The sequence below is a fragment of the Draconibacterium sp. genome (assembly GCF_041583095.1).
Taxonomy (GTDB): Bacteria; Bacteroidota; Bacteroidia; order Bacteroidales; family Prolixibacteraceae; genus Draconibacterium.
The window spans coordinates 1-11,754 of record NZ_JBFHGM010000161.1; the positions used below are offsets into that span (position 1 = coordinate 1).

At 39.4% G+C, this 11,754-nt stretch carries 9 protein-coding genes; all 9 read left to right on the top strand.

The window, feature by feature from the left end; all coding sequences use genetic code 11:
• Positions 1-177: 177 nt before the first annotated feature.
• The 9 genes from ABZB17_RS14610 (at position 178) to ABZB17_RS14650 (ending at position 11,447) form a co-directional block, all read left to right on the top strand.
• A complete protein-coding gene (locus tag ABZB17_RS14610; protein WP_372651073.1) occupies positions 178-993 on the top strand; it encodes a glycosyltransferase family 2 protein in 816 nt (271 codons plus the stop codon).
• Positions 990-2,216, top strand: coding sequence for a hypothetical protein (locus ABZB17_RS14615; RefSeq protein WP_372651075.1), 1,227 nt, complete (start codon positions 990-992; stop codon positions 2,214-2,216). The genes ABZB17_RS14610 and ABZB17_RS14615 overlap by 4 nt, the downstream gene beginning before the upstream one ends.
• Positions 2,216-3,043, top strand: coding sequence for a glycosyltransferase family 2 protein (locus ABZB17_RS14620; RefSeq protein ID WP_372651076.1), 828 nt, complete (start codon positions 2,216-2,218; stop codon positions 3,041-3,043). The genes ABZB17_RS14615 and ABZB17_RS14620 overlap by 1 nt, the downstream gene beginning before the upstream one ends.
• Before the next feature lie 4 nt (positions 3,044-3,047).
• Entirely contained in the window at positions 3,048-3,773 is a 726-nt protein-coding gene (locus ABZB17_RS14625; RefSeq protein WP_372651078.1) for a glycosyltransferase family 2 protein, read from the top strand.
• A 135-nt stretch (positions 3,774-3,908) separates the two neighbouring features.
• Positions 3,909-4,793 carry a glycosyltransferase gene (locus ABZB17_RS14630; protein WP_372651079.1) on the top strand — a complete coding sequence of 295 codons (885 nt, stop codon included), beginning with the start codon at positions 3,909-3,911 and terminating at the stop codon, positions 4,791-4,793.
• A gap of 122 nt (positions 4,794-4,915) precedes the next feature.
• Positions 4,916-7,351 carry an SLBB domain-containing protein gene (locus tag ABZB17_RS14635; RefSeq protein WP_372651080.1) on the top strand — a complete coding sequence of 812 codons (2,436 nt, stop codon included), beginning with the start codon at positions 4,916-4,918 and terminating at the stop codon, positions 7,349-7,351.
• Between the two features lie 72 nt (positions 7,352-7,423).
• Positions 7,424-8,551 (top strand): GNVR domain-containing protein, encoded by a 1,128-nt coding sequence (locus ABZB17_RS14640; protein ID WP_372651081.1) that lies wholly within the window; start codon positions 7,424-7,426, stop codon positions 8,549-8,551.
• A gap of 154 nt (positions 8,552-8,705) precedes the next feature.
• A complete protein-coding gene (locus ABZB17_RS14645) occupies positions 8,706-10,133 on the top strand; it encodes a capsule assembly Wzi family protein (protein WP_372651082.1) in 1,428 nt (475 codons plus the stop codon).
• Between the two features lie 237 nt (positions 10,134-10,370).
• Complete coding sequence (locus tag ABZB17_RS14650) at positions 10,371-11,447, top strand: MraY family glycosyltransferase (RefSeq protein WP_372651084.1); 1,077 nt, start codon at positions 10,371-10,373, stop codon at positions 11,445-11,447.
• Positions 11,448-11,754 lie beyond the last annotated feature (307 nt).

Genomic DNA, 11,754 nt, shown 5'->3' on the forward strand with positions numbered 1-11,754 from the left:
AGAAACTACCAATGGTTGTACGAGCCCACCTGGGCCGAAGTACAAGCCGATTACTGGACACATCCCGACAACACCTTTAACCTGCATACGCAATTTGGTATTTCCTATAGGTTCTGATGTTTTAGATTGGAATATCAGAAAAAAATAATAAACAACCAATATTCATCTACTTCACCAATGCAGACTTCTCCATTAATTTCAATTATAGTTCCTTGTTACAATCAAGGTAAATACCTGAATGAATGTCTTGGGAGTGTTCATTCACAAAGCTATACTAATTATGAGATTGTTGTAGTAAATGATGGAAGTACGGACGCACATACCAACAAAATAGTACGAGAGATTTCGCACCCCCGGATAAAAGTACTGGAAACAAAAAACCAGGGCGTTTCCACTGCCCGTAACCTGGGAATTGAAAAATCGATAGGAAAATATATTTTACCTTTGGATGCCGATGATAAAATTGGTGCAGATTTTATTCATAAAGCTGTTGAGATCCTGGAAAAGAACGATGAAATTAAAGTGGTAAATTGTAAAGTCACACTTTTTGGGGCAAAAAAAGGTATTTTACCTGTTGAACCCTATTCCTTGGAGAAGCTGCTGGCAAGAAACTTTATTGTTGTTTCAGCGTTTTTCCGAAGATCGGATTTTGAACAAACAGAGGGATACAATCCGAATATGAGAGAAGGTTTTGAGGACTGGGATTTTTGGATAACCCTGCTTAAAAACGGAGGTACTGTTCATACCTTAAATGACCCTGGCTTTTTTTATCGGATTAAAAGAAATTCAAGAAATGCTTCCGTAATCTCACGCCGGGAGCATTACCGTAAACTGAGGCATCAAATTTATCTAAATCACCAGGATATTTATTCAAAACACTTACTGGATCCCCAGGAATCTTTTGAATATAAACTGATTACTCAGTCGCGTGAGTACAAACTGGGAACACTCCTGCTAAAGCCCATACGAACTTTATATCGATTATTCCATTGACAAATAGTATAAAATACCTGTATGGGGAGAAATATAAAACACTGCTCTACGCTTGTTTGGCCTTGTTATTTCTTGACGTAATTATTGACCCCAGCAATAAAATATTTCATGCTAAATATGTTTTATTCCTGGGAGTTTTTTTGCTTTGGATTCCGTTGCACTATAAAAAAACGGTAAACCTATCGAAACAAATCCTTTTTACGGTGGTATTTATAGGCTTTTTTATGCCCTTGTTCGCCTTATCGGTTGGGCTTACTAAAAGCTTTGCCAACAACAGCAATATGGCAGAGCTGGTTTACCTGAACTCCTTTTTCTTTTTTTTCCTGCTGGTGGTTATTATTACCGAAAACATACAGCTCCGCCCGGTTCTGAATGTATCGGCCATACTGCTTATGGCGATAACCGCATTTTCCTATTTTCTTCCCCTAATCAATCCCGGCCTATTTGCTAAACTTTATGCATTTTTTGTAATGGAAAAAGAAGTGGCGGTTTATGCACTTCGAAATTACGGTGGTTTTACCCTGTTAATGGTGTTCTACAAAACCTCGCCAATACTTGTTTTTCCGCTGGCTTATTACCTGCACCGGGTATTCATTTTAAAAATTAAAAAAAACAGGGGCATTCAAATCGGATTTATTCTGGCGCTATGTTCCACACTGTTTCTTTCCGGTACACGGGCAAATATTTTGGCAATGGGTTTTATATTGCTTTTTTATCTTCTTTTTTATGCCTATAAAAACTCGAAGCCTCTTGCATTATTGCTTGCCTTCGTTTATTTGGCCATTTTCTTTTATGGGGCAAATATACTTGCAGAAGTATTTTTAAACCGCTCTGAAGTCTCCAACCAGGTAAAGCTTGGACACTTGTTTTCGTATATCGAACATTTTTCTAATCATTTGGGTATTTTGCTCTTTGGCCAGGGAATTGGCAGCACCATGTACACAACGGGAATAAACAGTGTGGTAAGTGTAACCGAATTAACTTATTTCGAACTTATTCGGGTTTGGGGATTACCCGTTTCAATAGTCTTTAGCCTCATTCTGCTTATTCCAATCTATTATGAAATAAAAAGCAGCTCTATAAGTCACCTGTTTATTGCCTACCTCGCTTATCTTTTTATTGCAGGTACCAATCCGCTCTTGTTAAGTTCCACCGGAATGTTAGTACTGGTTTATGTTTTTTCGCAAACTTTTTCCACTGCGTTTCAAAACGAAGAAATATAATGAAGGTTGAGATTTTATTAGCTACATATAACAGCGAAAAATACCTCCGTGAGCTGCTGGAATCTTTGGAGGCTCAATCGTACACAAACTGGGATCTTCTGGTACATGATGATGGCTCCAACGACCGGACGATCTCCATTTTAAAGGAATTTAAAAAGAGACATAACCGAATAATTAAAATATTCAGTAGCGGAAAGCAATTGGGGCCAATGCGAAGTTTTGAGAAACTGATGGAATACAGTTCTGCTGAGTACATCATGTTTTGCGATCAGGATGACGTTTGGCTACCCCATAAAATTGAAGAATCATTAGCTTGTATTCAGCAACAGGAACAGAAAAACCCGGATAAAGCGGCATTGGTTTTTAGCGATCTGAAAGTAGTGGATGAACACTTAAATACAATTAATTCATCGTTCTGGAGCTATTCGAAAGTTAATCCCGACAATGTTTACAATTGTTACAGGCTATTAATTAATAATCCGGCTCCGGGCTGCACTTTTATCATGAATAAGAAGGTGAAACCTCTGGTTCTGCCCTTCCCTGAACAGGCCCGAATGCACGACTGGTGGATTGTGTTAAAAGTAGCAGAATCGGGGGTAATTGATTACCTAAAAAAACCTGGCTTACTATACCGGCAACACAAAAAAAATAAAGTTGGTGCTGAGGCCATCAAAAACACTTACCTGTTATCGCGTATGGTCAGTTTTTCGCTCACTATAAAAAGAAATAAGGAAAGCTGGCAGATGATGAAATGTTTGTCGAACAAATATTCACTCCTTAAACTTTTCTATTACAAACTGCGCATATCCTTATCTAAACTCCTCTGACATAATGGTTATTTCGGTTTGCATACCAACATTTAACGGCGGACACTATATAAAGGAACAGCTTGATTCGATTCTGAACCAAACCCGGGCTGTTGATGAGATTATTATATCTGATGATTCATCGACCGACCAAACGGTTGAAATTATCCGGTCGTATAACAATCCCAGGATAAGGTTATTCGAAAATCAACAGTTTTCAAGTCCGATATTCAATCTCGAATTTGCACTAAAGCAGACCATGGGCGACTACATATTTTTAGCCGACCAGGACGATATATGGATGCCTGATAAAGTAGAAATTCTGATAAAAGAACTGGCATCAAGCAAACTGGTAATTTCGGACGGAATAGTAATAAATCAGGAGGGGAATGAAATTGCTTCATCCATATTTGAAATCTATAACTCACGTAAGGGCTTTTTGAAGAACCTTGCAAAAAACTCTTACATGGGGTGCTGTATGGCTTTTCATAAAGATTTGCTACCGATTGTCCTCCCCTTCCCTAAAAAGATTGCCATGCACGATTTATGGATCGGACTAAATGCGGAGCTTTATACTAACCCGATATTCTGCCCCGCCAAACTGGTGAAATACAGAAGGCACGATTTTAACAAAACGCCACTGGATGCCCTTACCAACACAAATTCGCTGTTTTATAAAATAGCCTTTCGGCTTACCATACTTTTGCTTCTCGTTGCGCGATTTGTGCGACGAAAAATGAAATTAAGATAGAGTCGTTTAGGCAATAAAATCAGACTTCGACTACGCTCAGTCTGACAGTCACCCTGAGCGTAGTCGAAGGGTACAAATCAACAGGATTCTGATAAATATTGCCCGATAAAATTTACGATACGCTAAAAGATAAAAATGGAAGCTCCACAGATAGTTGTACTAATTCTGAATTATAATTCGTGGAAAACCACTGTTGGCTATATCCGGCAATTAACACAACAGCAGGGTATTCAGCTTTCCGTTTTGGTAGTCGACAACTGTTCAACCGACAATTCTTACAACACTCTGGTTCAACATCTACAAGATGAAGAACAAGTAGAGGTCATACAATCGGAATACAATGGTGGCTATGCTTACGGAAATAATTTTGGATTAAAATACCTTCAGCAAAAAATACCGGAAAACACCTTTGTTGTGATAAGCAATAACGATATTTCAATCGATAATCCAAACCTGTTGCAACAACTGGTGGCCTGTTACGAACAGTGTGATGATGTTGCATTTATTTCACCACTCATGCACATGGACGGTCAACCCGCCCCTAATGCTGCCTGGAAAATTCCGGGTTTTTCTTATGATATCCTCAGTGTAGCCAGTTTTAACAGAGTAAAATCCAACGAAGCTGTTTACTATGATATACCTATACAACAAGAATTATTTGCAGTGGATTGCCTTACCGGCTCCTTTTTTATGGGAAAGCTGGAAACTTTTGCGCGGTTAAACTATTTCGATGAACGTACTTTTTTGTATGAAGAGGAGCGCATACTGGGGCTAAAAGTAAAAAAAGCCGGGCTTAAGAATTACCTGGCACTGCAGCTAAAATTTTATCACGAGCACTCCGCTGTTATAAGCAAAGAAATGAATCAGCTGGCACAAATCCGGCATCTATTCAACAGCAGAATCGTTTTTCATAAATACCACGCCAATACAAATATCGTTCAGCTTACCTTTTTAAAAGTATTTTACGCGCTTTTTATTTTTGCCAAAAAGCTGCAATTAAAATTTAGAAAGCGCATCTAAATTTCGAATTCTTGTGAAGAACTGCCCTGGATGACTTTATTGAAATGAGATTTTATTACTTTTATTGCTCAATATTTACACATACTGTACATTATTTAATACCTAAAACATAAGCTATATCTATGAGATTCAATATCGTTAAATATTCCTGCTTCATTCTACTATTCCTGTTTCTGATGCAAGGGAAACTGATGGCCCAGAACCTGAACCCGATGGAGCAAAATGTTTCAGAAATAAAATCGAGCCAGATTTCTGATGCCCAAATGCGGGTTATCATGCAACGTGCAATTGAGTCGGGCCTGACACCCGACCAAATCGAATCTTTAGCCCGCTCGCGAGGAATGGATGAAAGCGAAATTGAGAAATTTAAAGAACGCGCTGAACGTCTGTACGATAACAAGATAATGGAGGATGGCAGCAAGGGGGTAAAAATAAATACACGCCCAACCGTAGAGTACCCTGAAAGCCTGGAAGAACGACTTCCCTACGCTACAAAAACACAAACAAGCGATAATTTTGGTTTTTCATTGTTTAAAAATACCGACCTTACCTTTGAACCCAGCTTTAATGTTTTAACGCCGCGCGATTATTTAATTGGCCCGGGCGACCTGGTAAACATCGATGTTTGGGGAGCCTCGCAACACAGTTACCAGGAAGTGGTTTCAAACGATGGGAGTATAATTATTTCAAATATTGGTCCCGTATTCTTAAGTGGAATGTCCACAGAAGATGCCGGAAAAAAACTGGAAACAATCTTAGGCCAGATCTACTCGGGACTAAAGGATGGGAAAACTTCAATGAAAGTTACACTGGGAGCCGTACGGAGTATCCAGATAAATATTGTGGGAGAAGTGGTTTTACCCGGAACTTACAATATTTCGGCAATGGCAACGGCGTTTAATGCCATGTACATCGCCGGTGGTCCTGCGGAAAATGGTTCAATCCGCGATGTACAGATCATACGCGACAATAAAATCGTAGCACACATCGACTTTTATGAATATTTGATAAATGCCAAACAATCCAATAACATCCGTTTGCAGGATCAGGATATCATTTTTGTACCTCCTTATGAAAATCGTGTAAGGATAAACGGGGAAGTGAAACGCCCTATGGCCTTCGACATTAAACCTGACGAATCGATGGAAGATTTAATTGATTTTGCCGGAGGATTTACAGGAAATGCTTACACTGAAAGGGTTAAGATCCTGCGAAAAACAGGCAAAGAAAAACGCATATTAGACATTGCCACGGATTATTTAGATGCCATTCGCCTGGAAAATGGCGACGAAGTTCAAATAGATGCGGTTTTAAACCGTTTTGAAAACCGGGTATTTATTTCGGGGGCGGTATTTCGCCCGGGCACATACGCCATTAACGAAGGTACCACATTAAAAGAGCTGATAAACAAAGCCGATGGTTTACGCGAAGATGTATTTAAAGACCGTATCTCAGTCTTCCGTTTACAAGACGATCTCACCAGGGAGCATATTGCCGTTGATCTGAATAATTTATTGGCTTCAAATCTCGATTTTACCCTGCAACGTGAAGACTCTGTACATATTCCTTCAATTCACGATTTGCGCGAAACACGCACCATACAAATTGAAGGCGAAGTAAAACATCCGGGAATTTATCCTTACTCCGAAAATACTACCGTTGAAGACTTTATTCTTCAGGCCGGAGGTTTATTGGAAACAGCCTCAACAGCAAATATCGAAATTGCCCGTCGCGTGTCAAACGACACCTCAACAGTTACTTCGGTAAAATTGGCTGATATTATTAAATTCCCGATCGATAAGTCGCTGGCCCTAAGCGAAGAAGCATCCGGGTTTGTATTAAAACCTTTCGATCAGGTGTTTATTCGTAAATCACCTGCTTATACTCCGCAAATGCTGGTAAGTATTAACGGCGAAGTTAACTTCCCCGGAAAATACTCGATCACCTCCCGCAAAGAACGAATCTCCGATTTAATAAAAAGGTCGGGCGGTATAACCACAGAAGCATACATTAACGGTGCCAGCTTAATTCGAAAATCAACACCGAACAAAACACTGACGGACAAAGCCATCGACAACATTACAATGGAAAAAGAATCATCGAACAATATCAATATCATCCGAAATGAGTTTGATATCATTGCTGTTGATCTGGCAAGTATTCTTTCCAATCCGGGAGGAAAAAGCGATTTGGTTCTGCAGGAAGGCGATTCTATACGCATATTAAAATCCTTACAAACCATAAAGGTTAGTGGCTCGGTTTACAATCCCAATGTAGTTCCTTTCGACGAATCGCTTAAGGTGAAGCAATACCTGGCGAATGCAGGTGGTTTAACAAAAAGATCGAAACCCGGACATATATATGTGGTTTACGCCAATGGCTCAGTAAGAAAAACCGACAAAACGTTATTTGGTCGGAAATACCCCGAATTACAGGCTGGTGCAGAAATAATTGTTCCGAGTAAGGGAGAACGAAGAAAACTTTCTCAAACAGGTGCCATTTCGTTAGCCGCCTCGCTGTCTCTGATTGTTGTTGCCCTGATCAATGGCATGAAATAACGGTAAGGTCCCATAATAATCAAAAGAAATTATTGATATTACAAGTCACTGTAAATTTTCATCTAATCAGAAATGAGCAAAAATACAGCTATCATAAATAAAAAAGATTACCTCGAAATAAAAGATCTGCTTCTCCGGCTAAAACAAAACCGCGGAATACTCATTAAATCAGCAGTTATTGCCTTTTTGGCAGGAGTATTCATCGTTGTTTTCACACCGAAAGTATATAAAACCGAAGTAAGTTTATTAGCCGAATCCAACTCCAACAGCCCGGCAAATGGTTTAATGGGGCAACTGGGAAATCTTGCAGGATTTGACGTAGGTGGTTTAATGGGCCTGGATATGAGTGGAAGTAACCAGAGTGCCTTAACCCCCGATTTATATCCTGAAGTGGTAAAGAGTACAACTTTCCTTATCGATATTTTACAGGAAAAAGTGTATTTACCTAAAGATGACCTAACCGTATCGGTTAGCGAATACCTGCAGGAACATACCAAACCATCTATTTCGGGATGGCCAGGTTATGCTCTTAGCTTGTTAAAATCGAAGGGCGAGAAAAAAAATATTCCGAAAAAAAACGAAGGAGAACCGCTAAATCTTTCTCAGGCCGATCTGGATTTAATTAAAGGACTGGGCAATACCATAGAAGTAAATATTATTAAATCGGAAGGTGGAATTACAGGTGGCGACAGTAAAATTATTAAAGTAAGTGTGGAACAACAGGATTCGTACGTTTCAGCGTTATTAACCGAAAAAGTAATCGCCAGTTTAAAACAATACATTATTGATTATCACACCAGCAAGGAGAAAAAAGACCTTGCTTTTATCGAGGCCCGGTATCAGGAAGCCAAAGCCCGGTATTTTGAAAAACAGGAAGCTTTAGCCAATTACGATGACAGTAATGTAAATGTAATTCTTGCATCAGCAAAATCGCGCCGCGACAGGCTGGTTACGGAATCCACTCTTGCCTCAAATCTTTATAAAGGTTTGGCACAAAAGCGTGAACAGGCTCAAATACTTGTGCAGGATAAAACACCGGTATTTACTGTAATAGAACCGGCAAAAGTGCCGCAGCAGAAAAGTAAACCCAAAACAATATTCACTATTATCAGCCTTACATTAATAGGTTTGTTTGCGGGCACCTGTATTGTTCTTTGGAAGGAATTTATCGTTGCAAACGATACAACTAACATGATTTAGTTTTGTATAAACTGAACCTTCGAACTGGATAACAACGATTTAAATACGATCCCAAAAACCAGAGTCAGGAAAGGACATGAACGAAACTCAGAGCATTGTCAAAAATGATAATTTCTGACTAAAATAATCCTACAATACCATCGTTTAAGATCTAATGCAAAAACAAACCAAAAAAATAGTAACTCTCCTACTGCTCCTGTGTATTGATCCACTATCCGGCTTATTTGCCCAATCAATTAGTCTGGAATCAAATACTTTGGCGGGCACAAAAGACCAGCTGCCATTCTGGCTATGGGCCAACCAGCTGGGACAATTCGATAAAAACAGCAGTATAATTCAAAACTTCAGTTTAAATGCCTTTCATGCGCAACAAATCGGAGCTTCTGATTTTAGTTATAAAGTCGGACTTGATCTTGATCTGCTACTGGCCGACGAAAACGACATTCGTTTCACCCAGCTTTTTGGAGCTACGAGCTGGAAGTTTCTTCAGCTGCAAATTGGCGCTTTCCCCGAAGATGAAGTTTATGCCGGACTGTCAACTACCAACGGCAACCTGGCCACATCGCGTAATGCACGACCTCATCCACGAATCAGAGCCGGATTTAACCGTTTTGTTCCTGTTTTAGTCGACTGGTTCTCTATAAATGGCTTTTTCGAAGAGGGTCTGTTAAATGACAACCGCTATGTCAAAGACACCCATTTGCACTATGGAGTGCTAAACTTGCGTTTCGGAAAACCGGAAACACTTCAGGTAACCGCAGGTGTTGAACATCTTGTAATGTGGTGGGGCACCCACCCCGAATATGGGGAATTACAAGGCTGGGAAGCATACTTCAGCTATTTAACTGCACAGGCAGGCAGCGAAAATGCACTTGAATTTGACCAGAATAACGCCATGGGAAACAGCTACGGAACATACCAGCTTACGATAAACAAAAACTGGGATAAACTCAATGCAACAGTATATATCAGTCACCCTTATGAAGATCATTCGGGAATGGATTTGGTAAATGCTGTTGATAACCTGTATGGGATACACCTTTCGTTTGACAAAGAAAATGCATTCCTGCAAAATATTTTGCTGGAATATTTTCATACCAAAGATCAAAGTGGCCCATATCACTTTGGCCAAAACCCCGATAAGGACGCTCCAAGCCGTGGAAATGACGATTATTTTAATCATGGAGTATATCGCTCCGGTGTCACTTATCATCAAATGGCAATGTCAAGCCCTCTGTTTGCACCAATAATTATTGAAGACGGCATTAGTCTTGGTTTTGAAAATAACCGCTTCACAGGGTTTCATATAGGAGCCATGGGTTTCATCACCGAATCATTTCGATGGAAAGGCTTATTCACCTATTCCAATAATTATGGCCATCATGATGGATTGGGCGGATCAACCTACGATCCGTCTCAAAAACAAGTATCAGCACTGGCGCAGGTTTCCTGGCAACCACCCACCAAAAAGCTGAGTATTTCAGCATCTGTTGCTACCGACCGAGGAAGTGTTTATGATAATGGAGTAAGCACCACTCGTTTGGGATCAATGGTTTCATTCAAATATCACTTCTCCAAATAAACTTTCAATCCTCTGCCTTTAATAAAACGCTAAAAAATTGCCCACTAAAAGTTTATGAATTAAGACGTTTGTCAAAACATTTTGATTAAATTTTGATCTTTTCCCGAGCAAATATTCTTATTTTAATTAAATTTCTTTAATTTTAACCTCGTTAAAAACGATCTAACTAATTAGGAACACGTACCAATTCATAATTAATAGACCTAGAGAACACAACCAACATCATAGTATTTCGTTATGGAAATAATCTTAATCCTATCTGCACTTATACTTGGGTTTCTGCTTGTTTTAATAGCAGTACCGCCAATCATTCGTATCGCTAAATCCAAACATTTATTTGAACCTTTTGAAGAAAGAAAAATTCACACGAAAGTTGTTCCCCCGCTTGGAGGAGTTGCTATTTTTATTGCCTTCACACTAAGTGCTATCTTTGCAACCGACGGTTTAGAATTTACGGAATTTAAATACATACTTGCAGGAGTAATACTAATGTTTTTTACCGGACTGAAAGATGATCTGATTATTATCTCGGCCCGGAAGAAATTAATTATTCAAATAGTAGCCGTCATTCTACTCATTTCCTTTGCCAATATTCATTTCACAAATTTACATGGAGTACTTGGAGAATACAGAATTGGCCATATTACAGGTATATCACTGTCGTTGTTTGCAATGATTGTTATTATAAATGCATTTAATCTAATTGATGGCGTAGATGGGCTGGCGTCCGGTATTGGAACACTGGCTTCATTGGTATTTGGTACCTGGTTTTATTTAACCGGTAACTATCCAATAGCCATTATGGCCTTTGCGTTGGTTGGTGCTCTTGCGGCATTCTTTATCTACAATGTGTTTGGCAATTCCAACAAACTGTTCATGGGAGATACCGGTTCATTAATAATCGGATTTCTAATTTCAGTAATGGTTGTTTCTTTTAACGAACTGAATCTGACTGCACCGGAGCCTTACCGCATAGTTGGAGCACCGGCTGTTTCTTTTGCAATCATCATTGTTCCGCTTATTGATACATTAAGAGTAATGACCATACGAATAGCACAACGTCGCTCACCATTTTCTCCGGATAAAAACCATATCCATCATCGTTTGTTGTCCTTGCTTCATTCGCACTTAAAAGTAACATCAACCATTTTGGCAGGTAACCTTGTGTTAATTGTAATTGCGCTTGGCCTCAACTACTGGCAGCTAAATGTAAATCTGCAGTTTGTTATTATTTTCCTTGTTGGCCTTGGCCTTTCGATGATTCCATCTTATATACTACGTACAAAAAGGACTAAAAAAGCTTATTCTTCGTAACGATCAGAATTCGATATTCTGATTGATATGATGATCACTAACGTGAGCTATTGTTTTTCTTATCGGTTGTTCCATTGAGCCAATTTGAAGGCACTCTGTTCTAAATTGATGGGTAACTCTGGAGTTCATAAGCTCTTCGTTGTAATCAACAATTCGTATCCACTCTACGAACCACGTCTTCCAAAATTGAGTAAGCGGCAATAAATTTGCCACATGCGAAAAAATCAGAGATACAGTAAAGAAGAAATGTTCCTGGCCATTGAGTTGTGGCAGGAAAGCGGATTAAGCCAGGAGAAGTTTTGTGAAA

Excerpts from the sequence above, each read along its gene's own strand:
- ABZB17_RS14640 (WP_372651081.1), top strand. The coding sequence starts at position 7,424 with ATGAGCAAAAATACAGCTATCATAAATAAAAAAGATTACCTCGAAATA.
- ABZB17_RS14625 (WP_372651078.1), top strand. The coding sequence starts at position 3,048 with ATGGTTATTTCGGTTTGCATACCAACATTTAACGGCGGACACTATATA.
- ABZB17_RS14650 (WP_372651084.1), top strand. The coding sequence starts at position 10,371 with ATGGAAATAATCTTAATCCTATCTGCACTTATACTTGGGTTTCTGCTT.
- ABZB17_RS14635 (WP_372651080.1), top strand. The coding sequence starts at position 4,916 with ATGAGATTCAATATCGTTAAATATTCCTGCTTCATTCTACTATTCCTG.
- ABZB17_RS14610 (WP_372651073.1), top strand. The coding sequence starts at position 178 with ATGCAGACTTCTCCATTAATTTCAATTATAGTTCCTTGTTACAATCAA.
- ABZB17_RS14620 (WP_372651076.1), top strand. The coding sequence starts at position 2,216 with ATGAAGGTTGAGATTTTATTAGCTACATATAACAGCGAAAAATACCTC.
- ABZB17_RS14645 (WP_372651082.1), top strand. The coding sequence starts at position 8,706 with ATGCAAAAACAAACCAAAAAAATAGTAACTCTCCTACTGCTCCTGTGT.
- ABZB17_RS14630 (WP_372651079.1), top strand. The coding sequence starts at position 3,909 with ATGGAAGCTCCACAGATAGTTGTACTAATTCTGAATTATAATTCGTGG.